Here is a 15620-nt window from a genome sequence, read left to right as displayed (position 1 = left end):
CTATCGTTCGCGCCATGAATCAGGTCAGACATTACCTCAGCGCAAACGGCGACGATCTTTATCAGCAATGGCTTGATGAGCTCAAAGACCGATCCGCGAAAGCCAGAATCACCACGCGCATCAACCGGGTCGCTGCAGGTGCATTGGGCGACTGCAAGCCTATTGGAAGTGGCGTGTGGGAATTGCGGGTCGATCACGGACCGGGTTATAGGGTTTACTACGCCCAGGCAGGTAAGCAGCTAATCTTGCTGCTTCTGGGAGGCGATAAGCGCCACCAGCGATCTGACATTGTTAAAGCCATTGATTGCTGGCACGACTTTCAGCGGAGAAGGCCATGACGAGCTCACGTGATCACGACGAAACAGTCATTGCGATGATTCGGGACGACCCCGCATTCGCAGCGGAGTATTTGCGAATTGCATTTGAAGAATTGGACGAAGAAGGCGGCGATGCCGGCTTTCTTGCAGCGTTAAGACATGTTGTTGAGGCTCGAGGCGGAATAGCATTCATAGCAGAGAAAGCCGGCATACCTCATGAAAGCCTTCGTCGAGCGCTATCCCCCAAAGGCAATCCCACGTTGAAAACCATGCGCCAAGTGGTACACGCCACCGGGCTCACGTTCGCGGCAATCGCGTGACATTTACCCTACAGCCCCACCCTCAAATCCACCCCCAACGCCCGCGCGAACGCCTTGACCAGCGGGCTTCTTGGGGCGTTGTGTCTCAGGATCAGGTTGACAGGCGTGCGCAGGAAGATCAGGTCGGGGCGCAAGGCGCGGAGTAGGCCGTCGCGGATCAGATTGCGCGTGTAGTGCTCGGGGAGAAAGCCGATGAAGCGGCCGGTCAGGATCATCATGGCCACCGCTTCTACCTGAGAGGCTGATGCGCACTGGCTGTCCGAATTAACGAAGCTCGCCTTGTCGCGATGGATCGCATAGCGATGATTCACGATGTCGAACGCGCGCAGGCTGTCGATGCCCAGGGCGCTGTCATCCGCCTCGAACAGCGGATGCCCCACTGCGCAATACGCGTGGGAGGTCTCTTCGTACAGCTCGAAATAATCAAACTCTTCGCGCCGCTGATACACCGGCACGATGCCAAGACTCACCCGCCCTTCGACCATTGCGCGCTCGACTTCATCCAGTTGGGACGCTTGCAGGCGCAGTCTGACTTTGGGCGCTTCATCGTGCATTACTCTAAGCGCGGCAATTAGCGGCGAACTTTTATCGGTCAGAGTGTTATCAATTACGCCGACACTCAAATCGCCAATCAACTCATTCTGCGCTGAACTAATCCGGTCACGAAAACTGTCCACCGAGGCGAACAGTTCGATAGCCGCCTGATAGACAAGCTTGCCCTCTTCAGTGAGATGAAACCCTTCCCGGCCGCGTGTACAGAGGCGCATGCCAATACGGATTTCAAGGTCTGAAATCTGCTTGCTGATGGCTGCAAGGCCCACGTTCAGCTCGTTCTGGGCGGCGCTGAAGCCACCCGCCTCCACCACGGCCTGAAACACCCGCAACAGCTTGAAGTCCATTCCGCTGAGAGTAAGAGGGGGGCGTATTCCCGGCTTAGGCGGCACGTTTCCAGAATTGGAAAGTGGAGTTTCCATAATGCTTATTGACCTCGCCTATTGGATTCAACAGGCTCTGACTCACAACAAATACGTGCCCGGTTGATAATAATGAACACAGAAAAACCTGATTGGCAACCGCATACGGGGTACTCCGCTTCATAAGCCGAAAGCGGATCCAACATTAATTAACCTGACACTTTGATCAGGACTTTCAATACCTAACTGCCCCCTATCCAGGACGATTCCATGTTGCAACGCCGGAACTGCGTCGTGGCAGGGAGGCTGAGTGGGGTTGCCCAGATCAGGCAGGCGCGGTCTGCATACAGCTTCGGAGAGACACATGAATCAGAATCAGGCGGAGCAGCTGCAAGCCGAGCGCAGGAAAACCGAAAATGCGTTCGACATCACCCAGTACGAACACGTCCCGCGCCGCTATTACGGGCGCATTTTCTTCGCGGCCCTGATCATCATTGCCCTCGCCGGCCTGGCCCGCGCGTTTGCCAACGGGCAGATCGAGTGGAGTTACATCGGCCAGTTCCTGACCTCCGAAGCCATTCTGTGGGGACTGCTGAACACGATCGTCATGTCGATTCTGGCGATGGTGCTCGGGGTGGTGATCGGCGTGGTCACGGCCATCATGCGCATGTCGGCAAATCCGATTTTGCGTTACGTCGCGATCACCTACACCTGGCTGTTTCGCGGCACGCCGTTGATTCTGCAGTTGCTGCTATGGTTCAACCTGGCGCTTATCTTCCCGGTCATCGGCATTCCCGGCGTGTTCGAGATCGACACGGTCAGCCTGATGACACCCTTCGTTGCCGCACTGCTGGGCCTGAGCATCAATCAGGGCGCGTATACCGCAGAGGTCGTGCGCGCAGGCTTGCTCTCCGTGGACACCGGTCAGTACGAAGCCGCAAAGTCGATCGGCATGCCGCGCCTGCAGGCTCTGCGCCGGGTGATTCTGCCCCAGGCCATGCGCGTAATCATCCCGCCGGTCGGCAACGAATTCATCGGCATGGTGAAGATGACCAGCCTGGCCAGCGTCATCCAGTATTCCGAATTGCTGCACAACGCGCAGAACATCTACTACGCCAACGCCCGGGTCATGGAGCTGCTGATCGTCGCGGGGATCTGGTACCTGGCGGTGGTGACTGTCCTGTCATTCGGCCAAAGCCGGCTGGAGCTGCGCTTTGCCCGCGGCGCCGGCAAGCGTTCGTAAATCAGGCCCAGGAGAATCAGCATGAGAAGCATCGTCAAAGCCGTCGGCCTGAACAAATACTACGACCAGTTCCACGCCCTCAAAGACGTCAGCATTGAAGTCGAGCAAGGCGAAGTTTTGTGCATTATCGGGCCCTCGGGCTCGGGCAAGAGCACGCTGCTGCGGTGCGTTAATCAGCTCGAAAAAATCGACAAGGGCGGTTTGTGGGTTGACGGTGAACTGGTGGGCTACCGCATCGTCGGCAACAAACTGCACGAGCTGACGGACGCTCAGATTGCCCGTCAGCGTTTGAGCACCGGCATGGTGTTTCAGCGCTTCAATCTCTTCCCGCACATGACCGCTTTGCAGAACGTGATCGAAGGCCCGATCCAGGTGCTCAAGCGCTCGCCCAAAGAGGCCACTGAAGAAGCCACCGAGTTGCTGGCACGCGTCGGGCTGGCGGACAAGCGTCATTCCTATCCCGTCGAGCTCTCCGGCGGTCAGCAACAGCGTGTCGCGATCGCTCGCGCACTGGCGATGCGGCCGAAGCTGATGCTGTTCGACGAACCCACTTCCGCCCTCGATCCGGAGTTGGTGGGCGAAGTGTTGTCGGTCATGCGGGACCTGGCGCACAGCGGCATGACCATGATCGTCGTGACACACGAACTGGGCTTTGCCCGCGAAGTTTCCAACCGGATGGTGTTCATGGACGGCGGCCAGATTGTGGAGGCCGGCACCCCGGAAGACATACTAATAAGCCCACAAAACCCAAGAACCCAAAGCTTCATTTCTGCCGTTCGCACTTAAACCAGAACAAACGAGAACGACCATGAAAAAGATCCTCATCCCAGTTTGCTCGCCGGCCTGATGGCGTCCGCGTCAGTGTTCGCCGCGCTGCCCGCCAGCCTCAAGGACAAGGGCGAAATCACCGCCGCCATCGTGCCGAACTACCCGCCGATGGATTTCAAAGACACCAGCACCAATATGCTGACCGGCCTGGATGTGGATCTCGGCAACGCCCTGGCCGAGCGCCTTGGCGTCAAGATCAAATGGCAGGAAACCGCCTTCGAGCAGATGGTCAGCGGCCTGGTCACCAAGCGCTTCGATATCATTCTGTCGGGCATGACTGACACGGCCGAGCGGCAGAAGTCGGTAACGTTCATTGACTACTTCGCCAGCGGCCCGCAGCTGTACACGCTGACCAAAAACGCTGATCTGAACGAGCCGGCCGATTTGTGCGGCAAGAAAGTCGGCACCAGCCGCCGTACCAGCTGGCCTGCGGAAATCGCAGCGTGGAGCAAGGAAAACTGCGAAGCGAAAGGCAAGCCGGCGATCATCGTCAGTGGCTCCGAAGGCTCCGCCGATGCCCGCGCGCAACTGCGTCAGGGCCGGCTTGACGCCGCGATGCAGGGCAGCGAAACCATTCCGTACCTGATGTCCCAGGAGAAGGACACGTACAAGCCGCTCGGTCTGGCGATCTCGAAACAGTTCACCGGCCTGGGCGTCAGCAAGTCCAACCCTGAACTGGCGGCGGCCATCGCCGAAGCGATGCAGGCCATGGTCGACGACGGCACCTACGGCAAGATCCTCAAAAAGTGGGAGCTGGAACAGGGCGCGGTGACCAAGGTCGGGATGAATCAAGGTCAGTAGTAAACGGTCGGACAGCGGACGCCGCCCATGTGGGAGCGCCTTACCGGTGCTCCCGCAAAGGATTTGTACCGAGGCTTGAACAAGGACGGAAAAACACCAGTGGCCACTTACTCCCTCGTCATCCGCCGGTTGATGATCTGCTCGCTGACCATCGTCATGAGCCGGGCGATGACCAGCCCGTTGCTGTCATTGTTCCTCAGCACAAGACTGGGACTCAACCAGCAAGACGTCGGGCTGCTGATGGGCATCGCGGTGTTCATCGCTACGCTGCTGGGGCTGTACGGTGGTTACATCATCGACCGGCTGGAAAAGCGCAAATTGCTGATCCTGGCGATGCTGTCCAGTGCCGTGGGCTTCTCGCTGCTGACCTTCGCCCACAACGTCTACCTGACGACACTCACGCTGGTGATCACTGAGACGGCGTCGGCGCTGTTTCTCATCGGCTCCAAAGCAATCATCAGCGAAAACCTGCCCATCGGGCAGCGGGCGAAGGTGTTCTCGCTGCGCTACACCCTCACCAACATCGGCTACGCCACAGGCCCGATGCTCGGCGTGGTCATTGCCGGGCACCTGCCGCTGGCGCCGTTTTTCATCGCCAGCGCCATCGCGTTCTGCAGCCTTTTTCTGATGCTTGGCATCCCGCGCACAGTCGCTGATACCGAACACCCACCGCGCAGCTTTCTCGACACCCTGATCACGCTGAAAAACGACCGCACACTGATTCTGTTCACGGGCGGCAGCTTGCTCAGCACCATCGTGCATGGCCGGTATACGTTGTACCTGTCGCAGTTTCTGCTGGTCACGCATACGGCGGAACAGGCGTTGAAAATCCTGTCAGCCGTGTTGGCGTGCAACGCGGTAACAGTCATCCTGATGCAGTACCAGATCGGCCGTTTTCTGAAGCGCGAGCAACTGCGGTACTGGATCTGCCTCGGCACAGCTTTATTTGCGATCGGACTCATCGGCTTCAGTTTTGCCGAAACGACCCTGGCCTGGTGCGCTGCGATGTTCGTCTTCACGTTAGGCGAGATGATCATCTACCCCGCCGAATACCTGTTCGTCGACACCATTGCGCCCGATCACCTTCGCGGCAGCTACCTGGGTGCGCAGAATCTGGCGGCCTTCGGCGGAGCATTGAGCCCGGTGATCTGCGGCTACCTATTGATCAATAGCCCGGCTCCGACCATGTTTTATGTCCTGGCGTGCCTGACGGCCATGGGCGGCACATTGTGCTTCCTGGCCGGACGACACGCGAAGCTCGCTCACGCAGACATCGCGCTCTGAGCCCGCGCTCGCCACACGCAGTTCCGTCAATTTGTCACTTTTCAAAACCCGCCCAAACAGGTGAGTATGTCCGGCCTTGAGCTGTCGGTCTGATCGGTCTTTACGAGACGCCTTGCAAGCCTGTCCCAGACTGTCCTGATTTCCACTTCCCCGACGAAAAGGATATCGAGCAATGAAATACCGCACCCTTGGCCAATCCGGCCTCCAGGTTTCAACGCTGACACTGGGCTCCATGATGTTCGGCGTGCAGACGGGCACCGAAGAATCCCTGCGCATCATCGACAAGGCCTGGGATGAAGGCGTCAATTTCATCGACACGGCCAACGTCTACAACGCCGGCCGGTCTGAGGAAATCGTTGGCGAGGCCATCGCCAAACGGCGCAGCGAGTGGGTACTCGCCACCAAAGTCGGCAGCAGTTCGGGCAATACCGCCCCTAACTCCAGTGGACTTAATCGCAAGCACATCTTCAATGAAATTGAATCCAGCCTGCGCCGTCTCGACACCGATTACATCGACATTCATTACCTGCACAAGGAAGACCACAACACGCCACTCGAGGTGACCGTGTCTGCCATCGGCGATCTGATCCGCGAGGGCAAGATCCGTTACTGGGGCGTGTCGAACTTCCGCGGCTGGCGCATCGCTGAGGTGGTCAGCGTCGCTCAGCGCCTGGGCGTCGACAAACCGGTGATCAGCCAACCGCTGTACAACATCGTCAACCGTCAGGCCGAGCTGGAACAGATCACTGCGGCGAAGTTCTACGGCTTGGGTGTTGTGCCCTACAGCCCGCTGGCCCGCGGCGTGTTGAGTGGCAAGTACGCCCCCGACGTAACGCCGGACAGCAGCACCCGCGCCGGCCGTCAGGACAAGCGCATTCTGGAAACCGAGTGGCGCAGCGAGTCGTTGCACATCGCCCAGAAACTGCAGGCGTATACCCAGGCCAAAGGCGTGGGTCTGGTGGAGTTCGCGATCGCCTGGGTGCTGAACAATCAGGCCGTGACCTCTGCCATCGTCGGGCCCCGCACCGAGGACCAATGGGACAGTTACACCAAAGCGCTCAGCGTGAACATCACTGCCGAGGACGAAGCGTTCATCGACTCCCTCGTGACACCCGGGCATGCGTCCACGCCGGGTTTCAATGATGTGCAGCATTTCGTGACGGGCCGTTATATCTGACACAGATTGACTGTGAAGCCAGCCTCGGTTGCCGCGAAGGACTTGCGTCATCGAGGCCGGGCATCCCGTTCTCAATCCCCGATTGATGGCAATACCTGTACGCTCAATCCCTTGTAGAATGCCGCGCCGAGACCGCCTGCTAAACTTGTATCAAAGTTTGACAAGGGCAGCAGCGGTCTCTAGTGTTTCATTGGATCCAATAACTGGTCAGCCGAAGAAGATCAAGCATGCGCAGGACTGAGAAAGAGCAATTTCTGCGGGAAACCCTGGGTGATGAGCAGCCGCCTGCGCATCTGGCGCGTGCAATCATCGAAGAAAAACTGCGCAGCGCCATTCTTGAAGGACGCCTCCCGGCAGGCATCGCCCTGCGCCAGCAAGAGCTGGCTACGCTTTTCGGTGTCAGCCGCATGCCCGTCCGCGAGGCGCTGCGTCAGCTGGAAGCTCAATCGTTGCTGCGCGTCGAAACCCACAAAGGTGCGGTCGTTGCCCCGTTGATCAACGAGGATGCCACGGATGCCTATGCGTTGCGCATCCTGTTGGAGTCCGAGGCCTTGCGCCAGTCGATCCCGCTCCTGACCGGCGAAGACATCAGCACTGCGCGTGGGTACATCGAACAGCTTGAGGTCGAAACCGACTACAGCATCATGGGCACGCTCAACCGCCAGTTCCACATGGCGCTGTATTCCAGGGCGCACAACACGCGTCTGCTCAAACTGGTCGAGGACGGCTTGAACGAGGAAGAGCGTTTCCTGCGCTTCAATCTCAAGCAAATGAACCTGGGCAAGGTGTCCCAGCACGACCACTACGAATTGCTGGAAATGGCCGGTGCCGGTGACGTGGACGCCACGATCGAGGCGCTGACTCATCACTTGAATCGGGGTGTTGAGGCCATCAACGCCTACTTGAGCGCCCGTAAGGCGGAAGAAGCAAAACCTGCAGCGGCCTCACGAAAACGTGCCGTCACCCAGTAACATTTACCGCTGTATTCAATCTTGACCTTGCTTGCTACCGGCTAATCGGCCGAGAAGCACAAGGGATCAACGAACGCCGTTCATGACGGCGTATGCGCCGAAGGACCCGGCTCCACGGTTATGACGCCTTTATCAAGGCTCGGGGAAGCTGAGTGCAAGCCGAAAAGAACAAATGGCTGATGGTCGTCAATTCCGGACAACCCGTCAGAACACGCCTGATTTGCTGTCCTCACGTAGGAGGCGATCCTGAGCATTTTCGTGACTGGTCCGAAGGACTTGCCGATCACATCGAGCTGGTAACGCTGCGCCTGCCCGGTCACGGCAGTCGGCTCAAGGAAACGCCCTACGATCAGTGGGCGCCCTTGTTGCAAGACACCTTCTTCGCCTTGCAGCCCTATCTGAGCGAACCCCACGCGTTTTACGGCCATAGCTTCGGCGGTCGGGTCGCTTATGAAATGGCCAGGCTGGCGCAGAATCATTACCCGAATCTGACACGCCATCTGTTCGTGTCCGGCTGCCGCAGCCCTGACAGCCGACAACCCTGGCCGTATCTGCACACGCTGCCGCAAGACGACTTCATTCAAGCGCTTATCAAGTTGGGCGTGCTCCCGAACACGTTCGCGCAGGATAAGAAACGCCTCAAGCTGCTGGAGCCTGTCGTGCGCAGCGACGTAAAGCTGTCGGAGATCTGGTCGCACTGCGCCGATGAGGGCCTAAACATCCCGTTGACCGGTCTGTACGGCAGCGATGATCCGGTCGCTACAGCCGCCAGCATGATGAAATGGCGGGAGTTCACGCGTCGCGAGTTCGAGTTGATCGAAGTCCGCGGCACTCATGACTTTCTCAGCTCGCAACGCGACCGCCTGCTGCACATCATCAATACGCACCTCGGCTTGCTGGGCGGCTGAAGAAACATCGCCGCCCTCTCCTTCTGCATCGACTCCTCACGCCCTCCTTCTGATCTCTCCTACGACTAAAAGCCGGCCGTCCCACACTCGGCCGTCGCTAATGCACCTATCGTAAAACTTGGCCGTCGTTGACGCGGTGCACCGCCGTGTTCAGGCACACTCGAACGACGAATCGGTCTGCAGCCGGTTCAGGGAAAGCAGTTCTCATGGAGCGGCAAAAGGAGCATTGCCCTGGGCGGAGACATTGAAGTGAAACCCCGAATGTCGCCCAAACCAAAAAATCTCAAAAAACTGTATTAGCCCGATAAAGCGCAACGCTGAACGAGGTATTCGTTCATTAATTTCAATTCTGGCCTTAATGAGCCGGAAGGGTTGCGTTCGCCCTAATAAAACTTAATTAAGAAGTTTTATCGGCTACGCTCGGGCACGATTTATATAGGCCGTTAATTATATTAAAAAGTATTTGCGAAACCATTTGAAACTGTTCTAACGTTTTCTGGCCGGCAACGCTTATGGGCCATTCGTCCACAAACGCTGGTCAGCGAGGGCATAGACCGCGTGAGCATGCCTTATTAAATCCTGCACGATTGTTGACCATTAACGAAGTAACGTTCGCAGCCTCTTGTTGCCCGATAGTTACGGGAGTCCATTTCGGCCGCTCTTCTACGGGCACTTAAGACGACCGTTAATTGCGGCAATTAAAAGAGTGTGTGACGCACTCAATCTCATCAAGGACGTAAAATGGATCTGTTAAAACAGCAACTTATCGCAAAGAAATCAGTACTCGGCGCGCACCCTGTTTTTTCCGAAATTGATTCGCTGCACGCCCTGCAGCGGTTCATGGAGGTGCATGTTTTCGCGGTCTGGGACTTTATGTCACTGACCAAACGGCTGCAGCAGGAACTGGCCTGCACCCGACTCCCCTGGTTGCCGCCGCGAGACCCGAAGGCAGCACGGCTCATCAACGAAATCGTGTTGGGTGAGGAGTCGGATGATCGCCCGGGACGCCACGATCATTACAGCCACTTCGAGCTCTACCTGGATGCCATGCGCGAGATCGGCGCAAGCACCGCGCGCATTGAGCATTTCGTCGAACTGTTGCGCGAAGGCATTCACTACAAAACCGCGCTCGATAGCGTCGGCGCAGGCCGAGCGGCCACACACTTCGTCCGGGACACCCTCGACATCGCGCTGAATGCGCCGGCGCATTGCGTGGCTGCCGCGTTCCTGCACGGTCGCGAAAGCGTTATCCCACAGATGTTCCAGCGGATTCTTGACGACTGGGGCATCACTGCCGACAAGGCACCGACCTTTCGCTACTACCTGGAACGCCACATTGAGGTGGACTCCGAAGACCACGGCCCGGCTGCGGAATCGTTGCTGACCAGACTAGTCGCGGGCAATGAACAGCACCAGCACGAGGTCTATGCCGCCGCCGTCGCCGCAGTCGACAGCCGCATCGCGCTGTGGGACGCCGTGCAACTGACCCTGCGTGAAACGGCGCGGGAAGTCAGCGCATGAGCCCTTCCCTCCTCCGCCACCGACTCGATACCCACACAAGGACGCCATCATGAAAGCCGAAGACTACTTGTCATTCGTTGATGCCTGGGAAGGCCGTGCGACGATTCGGACACGCCCGCGCCGCATCGTCGAAAACGATGAAAAACTGATCTACCCGCTCAGCCGCCAGCCACTGGTGCTAAGCGAGACGTTCACTCGCGAATGCGCTCATCTGCGCGATCTGGCGCTGGTACAGAGCCTGTACAAGTTCATCAGCGACGTCGTGATTTTCGAGACCGAGATCGTCGACAAGACCGCGCGAAGCATCGCCAAAGACAACTTCGCCATTCGCTTTCCCTTCGCTTGCCGCTACGACGCCATGACCGTGGTCGTCGACGAGGATTACCACGCGCTGGTGGCAATGGACTTCATGCAGCAAACCATCGCATTGACCGGCATCCAGCCGATCCCTTTGCCGGAGGAAATCGAACTCAGCAGAGCCATCCCCGCTGCACTGGCATTGGCGCCAGGCCACTTGCGCAGCGCGGTCGAGCTTATCTGCGTAGCGATTGCCGAGAACACCGTGACCAACGACGTAGCCGCGTTCGCCAAGGACGACACGGTGAAGCAGTCCGTCAAAGGCCTCATGGCCGACCACCTTCTTGATGAAGGACGGCACTCCGGCTTCTGGTCGCGGCTGGTCAGGATCTACTGGCACGCAGCGCCCCAACAGGACAAGGAAGTGATCGCGCAGATCCTCCCCGTGTTCATTGCTCAGTATTTGACCAATGACATCCAGAAGTCTTTTGACTTCGTTCTGATCGACAGCCTGCCGGTCATCGAGCCGATCAAGCAGGCGCTGAAGCAAGAAACACGGGCGATGTGCTTCCCGATCAATCGCCACCATCCGCTGGTGGGCAACATCATGCGCTTCTTCACCTCAAGCTCGATGCTCGACTCCCTCTGCGTCCAGCACGCCCTTGCCGACTATCTGCCGGCCGGAGGCTTGCAATGAAGCGCCTGGAAATTGTGCTCATCGGTTACAGCCGGGCGATGAGTGAGCTAAGTGCAGAACTGGACGCCCATGGGCATTCGATACACCTCCTGCGCGATGCGGCCGCGCTGGAGCTGACGCTGACAGCGCTTAAGGACGCGTCGATCATCATTGAGGACGGCACGCTGGAACTGCCCCATGCAGAATGGGGCGCGTTCAAGGCAGCCGTGCATCTTGGTCTCCGGGTAGGACTTACACCGGGGAGCGAGCGGGCACTGCCTGAACTGGAAATAGTATGCTGGCTCGGGACAGCTACGGCGCAGCGCTTGATCGCACGCCATGCCGTGGCTGCCACGCTTTCCGGCAACGGCCGCGGGTTGCGGGACGCGGCGGTCGCAACGCTGGTGGACAACGTAGCGCTGCTGATCAGCCGGTTCTCGCGTGATACGGAGTACTTCGCGCGTGCCGAACGCATCGATCCGCCGCACGGGGAGCGCCAGGAAAGCCTGCTACGACTGGACCGACTGGCCTTCGAGCACTGCTTCAACTTCACTGCGGCGCCAGAGTTGCTGCGTGTTGCCGAGGAGACGCTGGTCGCACGTCTGGATCGGAGCTTTAGCGAATTCGCAGGGCGCACTGCGCTGAGTATCGACGGCGAGCGCATCAGCTACGACCAACTCCGCGCACACGGCGTCGCGATCCAGGCGCAGATTCAGGCCATGCTGCCGCGCGCTTCAGTTGAACCGGTGGTGATTGGCATTTGTATGCCGAAATCTGCGGCGCTGTTCGCCGGGATACTTGCCATTCTGGGCAATGGAGCGGTGTATCTGCCGCTGGATCCCAGCCAGCCTCTCCAGCGTCAGCAGTACATCCTCGAAAACGCGCATGCCTGTTTACTGTTGCACGATGGGACTCACCCGCTGGCGGGGGTTGCTGTGCCGGGGCTGGATATCAGCCACATCGAGATCGTGCCGACGGCGCAGTCGCTGATGCGCTATCGCCCGGAGACCGACGCGCCGTGCATGGCTCTCTACACCTCGGGCACGACCGGACACCCAAAAGGCGTGATGCTCAGCCAGCGCAACCTGAGCCACTTCACGGCCTGGTACGCCCACTATGTCGAGCTGTCCGAACACAGCCGGGTGCTGCAGTTCTCGACGCTGAGCTTCGATTCGTCGGTCATCGACATATTCCCCACCCTGCTCAGCGGCGCTGAACTGATCGTGGCGAACGACGATCAGCGTCGTGATCCGCTGCAACTGTTCGAGCTGCTGGATCAGAATCTCAGCCACGCGTTTCTGCCTCCAGCGTTGTTGAGCATCCTGCCGATTGACCGACCGCTGAAGCTCAAGCACTTGTGCACCGGCGGTGATGTCTGCGAGCCCTACGTGATTGAGCGCCTGGCAGCGCAATGTCACTTCCACAACCTGTACGGCCCGACCGAGGCCACGGTGTTGATCACCGCCGGCCGGTTCCAACCCGGCGGCAGCAACCGCAACCTGGGTCGCCCGATCGCCAACAGCCAAGTTCTGATTCTCGACGAGGATATGCAGCCCGTCGCGGACCAGACACCCGGCGAGCTCTACATCGTGGGTCCAGGCGTGTGCCTCGGTTACATCAACAATCCTGGACTTACCGATGAGCGCTACGTGAATGTCGCGCTGGGTGATGGCCAAAGCGTGCGCGCCTATCGCACAGGGGACATCGGCAAATGGACGAGCGCTGGCATCGAGTTGTCCGGGCGACGTGACAACCAGGTAAAGATCCGCGGATTCAGGGTAGAGCCTGAGGAGATCGAGCACTGCCTGCGCGACAGCCAGCTGTACCGACAAGTCGCGGTGGTGATTGACGACCAGCGACGCATCCTGGCTTTTCTCGCGCAACCGCACGGCGTGGAGCCGGACGCCGCCCGGCATTTGCTCAAGGACCATGTCGCAGGGTTGTTGCCCGACTATATGCGGCCGACCGCCTTCACGGAGTTGGCGAGCATGCCGTTTGCCAGCAACGGCAAGGTCGATCGCAAGGCGCTGTTGCAGCTGCCAGTGAACCTGCTGGAGCAAGCCCCACGCCGTTTGCCCGACACCGAAAACGAGAGGCTTCTTCTTACGTTGTGGGCCGATCTGCTTGAGCTTCCGCCTGACGAAATATCAACTGACGAGAGCTTCTTCAATCTGGGTGGTCATTCGATCCTGCTGTCGCAGATGCTGCTGAGGATTCGCGAACGGTTCGGCCGCAGCATTCCGATCAACCGCTTCATCGAGGCGCCAACGCTGACCAATCTGGCGTCACTGCTCGACAGCGACGGCACCACCTCATGGACCGTCAGCCCGCAAGCCTTCCGGGATGCTTCGGCGCCCTTCGAGCTGCCGGTACTGCCTGTGGAGCGCATGGGCGACGTACACAAAGTCATCGTCACCGGCGCCAATGGTTTTCTCGGTGTTCACATCGTCGAAGCGCTGTTGGCGTGGGGCGCAACCGAGGTTGCCTGCCTGGTACGTGAAAGCGCAGGGATGACGGTCCAAGACCGCTTTATGCAGGCACTGCGCGAAAACCGTCTCGAGCATCTGGATCTGGCGCGAGTACGGGTTTATGCCGCCGACGTCACGCAGCCGCAGCTCGGGTTGAGCAACGAGGTATACGAACGGCTTGATCGCGAGTTTGGCGCGCTGGTGCACAACGCGGCCAACGTCAACCACGTTCAGGACTACGAGACGCTGGCCAAGGGTAACGTCGAGCCGATTTTCGAATGCCTGAAGCTGTGTGAAGGGCGCAGCAAGAAGGTGCTCAACTTCGTATCTACGCTCTCTGCTTCAAGCGCCGTCGGGACTGACGGTCGCGTCCTCGAAGCGCCTGCTGCCGAGACTCCGCCAATCTACATCAAGAACGGCTACAACCTCTCCAAGTGGGTCGCCGAGCGGATCCTGCAGCAAGCCCGTGAGCGAGGCGCGTGGGTGAACATCTACCGGCCCGGCAATATCGCCTTCAACAGCACCACCGGTGTCTGCCAGCCGCACAAGAATCGCCTGATGCTGATGCTCAAGGGGTCGATGCAACTGGGCCAGGTCCCGGATTTCTCCATGACCTTCGACTTGATGCCTGTCGACTTCCTCGCCCGATTCATTGGCTTTCACGCCAGTCGTTACCAGCCGGCACACGCAGTCTTCAACCTCCACAACCCGGAGCCGTTGAGCTGGAGCAATTACGTCAGCGCGTTCCGTGAAGCGGGCAGTGATTTCGAGATGGTCAGCGTCAGTGAGTGGCAAACCCAATTGAACCGCGTGGACAGCGGCAACGCTTTATTCGGCGTGCTCGGCTTTTACCTCGATGGGTTTGAGGAAGACATCGGAGACATATCAATGATCGCCTACAAGAACGCCCATGCGGGTGTTCAACGGATGGGCGAAAGCTACCCCTCGAAAACCCCGGCACTGCTGCGCAAAGGCTGCGAGTACCTGAAAGAGATTGCCTTCATCTGATACACCCCAACGCAACTCCCCCTTAAGTTATGGAGAACAACATGAACGCTATTCAGCCGCTCAACACCCTTGGCTCCCTTTCGCCCGATACGCTGATTACCAATCCTGGAGGAGAACCTGTGGTTTCTGCAATCTCGATCAACGCACCTGCGCGTGAGGTCTGGAAGATCGTAGGCGATTTCGGTGGTTTCACCCATTTCATACCGCAACTGGAAAGCATCGAAGTGGTTGGCGAAGGTCCTGGGTCGATACGTTACAAGAAATTCAAGGAGGGTGGTCTGCGGGTTGTCGAGCAACTCAACTCTCGTGACGACGACGAGATGTTTATGACATGGACGACCATCTACAACAATCTAGGTGTTAGCAGGCTCTGGGCCGCGATGACGGTCGCCCCCAAAGGCCGTGCAAGCTGCGTCGCTACTTGGACCATCGTTGCCGAGCCTACAGATGCCAACCCGATAAGCGCTGAGGGATTCAGAAAGTTTTTACAGGACTTTGCTGATGGTGCGATGAAGAATGTGCCCGGAGCTGTGATGCGCTCATAGCCTAGGCCTGCTGCGTTTCAGTGCCGGCGGTTTAAACGACAAAACCCCAGTCTGCGTAAGCAGACTGGGGTTTCGGAATTCAATCTTGACGATGACCTACTCTCACATGGGGAAACCCCACACTACCATCGGCGATGCACCGTTTCACTGCTGAGTTCGGGATGGGATCAGGTGGTTCCAGCACTCTATGGTCGTCAAGAAATTCTGTAGCCGATCCGTTACTGATGTAACGTTCCAGCGAAAATGTATGACCTTCACTTAAAACAAAACCCCATCTGCTTTCGCAAATGGGGTTCTGGAATTTAATCTTGACGATGACCTACTCTCACATGGGGAAACCCC

At 58.4% G+C, this 15620-nt stretch carries 14 protein-coding genes and 1 rRNA gene; 13 read left to right on the top strand and 2 right to left on the bottom strand.

Going from position 1 to position 15620, the window contains the following annotated elements; genetic code table 11:
* Window positions 1-14 precede the first annotated feature (14 nt).
* Both IFT47_RS12830 and IFT47_RS12825 read left to right on the top strand, forming a co-directional pair.
* A complete protein-coding gene (locus IFT47_RS12830; RefSeq protein WP_192173065.1) occupies window positions 15-338 on the top strand; it encodes a type II toxin-antitoxin system RelE/ParE family toxin in 324 nt (107 codons plus the stop codon).
* Window positions 335-637 (top strand): helix-turn-helix domain-containing transcriptional regulator, encoded by a 303-nt coding sequence (locus IFT47_RS12825; protein WP_065990926.1) that lies wholly within the window; start codon window positions 335-337, stop codon window positions 635-637. Before IFT47_RS12830 ends, IFT47_RS12825 begins: the two co-directional genes overlap by 4 nt.
* 8 nt (window positions 638-645) lie before the next feature.
* Here IFT47_RS12825 and IFT47_RS12820 read toward each other — a convergent pair whose 3' ends face one another.
* A complete protein-coding gene (locus IFT47_RS12820) occupies window positions 646-1611 on the bottom strand; it encodes a LysR family transcriptional regulator (RefSeq protein WP_192173066.1) in 966 nt (321 codons plus the stop codon).
* A gap of 304 nt (window positions 1612-1915) precedes the next feature.
* On the opposite strand from IFT47_RS12820, the gene IFT47_RS12815 reads away from it, so the two are divergent.
* The 11 genes from IFT47_RS12815 to IFT47_RS12765 all read left to right on the top strand — a co-directional run bounded on the left by IFT47_RS12815 (window position 1916) and on the right by IFT47_RS12765 (window position 15278).
* Window positions 1916-2794, top strand: coding sequence for an amino acid ABC transporter permease (locus IFT47_RS12815; protein ID WP_192173067.1), 879 nt, complete (start codon window positions 1916-1918; stop codon window positions 2792-2794).
* A gap of 21 nt (window positions 2795-2815) precedes the next feature.
* Window positions 2816-3580, top strand: coding sequence for an amino acid ABC transporter ATP-binding protein (locus IFT47_RS12810; protein ID WP_192173068.1), 765 nt, complete (start codon window positions 2816-2818; stop codon window positions 3578-3580).
* 60 nt (window positions 3581-3640) lie between these two features.
* Entirely contained in the window at window positions 3641-4423 is a 783-nt protein-coding gene (locus tag IFT47_RS12805) for an ABC transporter substrate-binding protein (protein ID WP_192173069.1), read from the top strand.
* A gap of 99 nt (window positions 4424-4522) precedes the next feature.
* On the top strand, window positions 4523-5707 hold the full coding sequence (locus IFT47_RS12800; protein ID WP_192173070.1) for an MFS transporter: 1185 nt from the start codon (window positions 4523-4525) through the stop codon (window positions 5705-5707).
* Between the two features lie 172 nt (window positions 5708-5879).
* Window positions 5880-6884 carry an aldo/keto reductase gene (locus IFT47_RS12795; protein ID WP_192173071.1) on the top strand — a complete coding sequence of 335 codons (1005 nt, stop codon included), beginning with the start codon at window positions 5880-5882 and terminating at the stop codon, window positions 6882-6884.
* A gap of 227 nt (window positions 6885-7111) precedes the next feature.
* A complete protein-coding gene (locus tag IFT47_RS12790) occupies window positions 7112-7855 on the top strand; it encodes a GntR family transcriptional regulator (RefSeq protein ID WP_192173072.1) in 744 nt (247 codons plus the stop codon).
* Between the two features lie 152 nt (window positions 7856-8007).
* Window positions 8008-8763 carry an alpha/beta fold hydrolase gene (locus tag IFT47_RS12785; protein ID WP_192173073.1) on the top strand — a complete coding sequence of 252 codons (756 nt, stop codon included), beginning with the start codon at window positions 8008-8010 and terminating at the stop codon, window positions 8761-8763.
* A 741-nt stretch (window positions 8764-9504) separates the two neighbouring features.
* Window positions 9505-10284 carry a DUF3050 domain-containing protein gene (locus IFT47_RS12780; protein ID WP_192173074.1) on the top strand — a complete coding sequence of 260 codons (780 nt, stop codon included), beginning with the start codon at window positions 9505-9507 and terminating at the stop codon, window positions 10282-10284.
* A 49-nt stretch (window positions 10285-10333) separates the two neighbouring features.
* Window positions 10334-11278 (top strand): diiron oxygenase, encoded by a 945-nt coding sequence (locus tag IFT47_RS12775; RefSeq protein ID WP_192173075.1) that lies wholly within the window; start codon window positions 10334-10336, stop codon window positions 11276-11278.
* Window positions 11275-14733, top strand: a complete 3459-nt coding sequence (locus IFT47_RS12770) for a non-ribosomal peptide synthetase (RefSeq protein ID WP_192173076.1) — start codon at window positions 11275-11277, stop codon at window positions 14731-14733. The genes IFT47_RS12775 and IFT47_RS12770 overlap by 4 nt, the downstream gene beginning before the upstream one ends.
* A 41-nt stretch (window positions 14734-14774) precedes the next feature.
* Window positions 14775-15278, top strand: coding sequence for an SRPBCC family protein (locus tag IFT47_RS12765; RefSeq protein ID WP_244655954.1), 504 nt, complete (start codon window positions 14775-14777; stop codon window positions 15276-15278).
* An 83-nt stretch (window positions 15279-15361) separates the two neighbouring features.
* Here the strand turns inward: IFT47_RS12765 and rrf are convergent.
* Window positions 15362-15477: ribosomal RNA gene (rrf, locus tag IFT47_RS12760) — 5S ribosomal RNA — on the bottom strand.
* Window positions 15478-15620 lie beyond the last annotated feature (143 nt).

It is taken from the genome of Pseudomonas sp. CFBP 13711 (assembly GCF_014842265.1).
Taxonomy (GTDB): domain Bacteria; phylum Pseudomonadota; class Gammaproteobacteria; order Pseudomonadales; family Pseudomonadaceae; genus Aquipseudomonas.
This window is presented reverse-complemented; position numbering and strand designations above follow the sequence as displayed.

What these genes read in the sequence shown, in the direction of transcription:
- IFT47_RS12795 (WP_192173071.1), top strand. Translation starts at nt 5,880, where the DNA reads ATGAAATACCGCACCCTTGGCCAATCCGGCCTCCAGGTTTCAACGCTG.
- IFT47_RS12830 (WP_192173065.1), top strand. Translation starts at nt 15, where the DNA reads ATGAATCAGGTCAGACATTACCTCAGCGCAAACGGCGACGATCTTTAT.
- IFT47_RS12790 (WP_192173072.1), top strand. Translation starts at nt 7,112, where the DNA reads ATGCGCAGGACTGAGAAAGAGCAATTTCTGCGGGAAACCCTGGGTGAT.
- IFT47_RS12805 (WP_192173069.1), top strand. Translation starts at nt 3,641, where the DNA reads ATGGCGTCCGCGTCAGTGTTCGCCGCGCTGCCCGCCAGCCTCAAGGAC.
- IFT47_RS12815 (WP_192173067.1), top strand. Translation starts at nt 1,916, where the DNA reads ATGAATCAGAATCAGGCGGAGCAGCTGCAAGCCGAGCGCAGGAAAACC.
- IFT47_RS12780 (WP_192173074.1), top strand. Translation starts at nt 9,505, where the DNA reads ATGGATCTGTTAAAACAGCAACTTATCGCAAAGAAATCAGTACTCGGC.
- IFT47_RS12765 (WP_244655954.1), top strand. Translation starts at nt 14,775, where the DNA reads ATGAACGCTATTCAGCCGCTCAACACCCTTGGCTCCCTTTCGCCCGAT.
- IFT47_RS12825 (WP_065990926.1), top strand. Translation starts at nt 335, where the DNA reads ATGACGAGCTCACGTGATCACGACGAAACAGTCATTGCGATGATTCGG.
- IFT47_RS12770 (WP_192173076.1), top strand. Translation starts at nt 11,275, where the DNA reads ATGAAGCGCCTGGAAATTGTGCTCATCGGTTACAGCCGGGCGATGAGT.
- IFT47_RS12820 (WP_192173066.1), bottom strand. Translation starts at nt 1,611, where the DNA reads ATGGAAACTCCACTTTCCAATTCTGGAAACGTGCCGCCTAAGCCGGGA.
- IFT47_RS12775 (WP_192173075.1), top strand. Translation starts at nt 10,334, where the DNA reads ATGAAAGCCGAAGACTACTTGTCATTCGTTGATGCCTGGGAAGGCCGT.
- IFT47_RS12810 (WP_192173068.1), top strand. Translation starts at nt 2,816, where the DNA reads ATGAGAAGCATCGTCAAAGCCGTCGGCCTGAACAAATACTACGACCAG.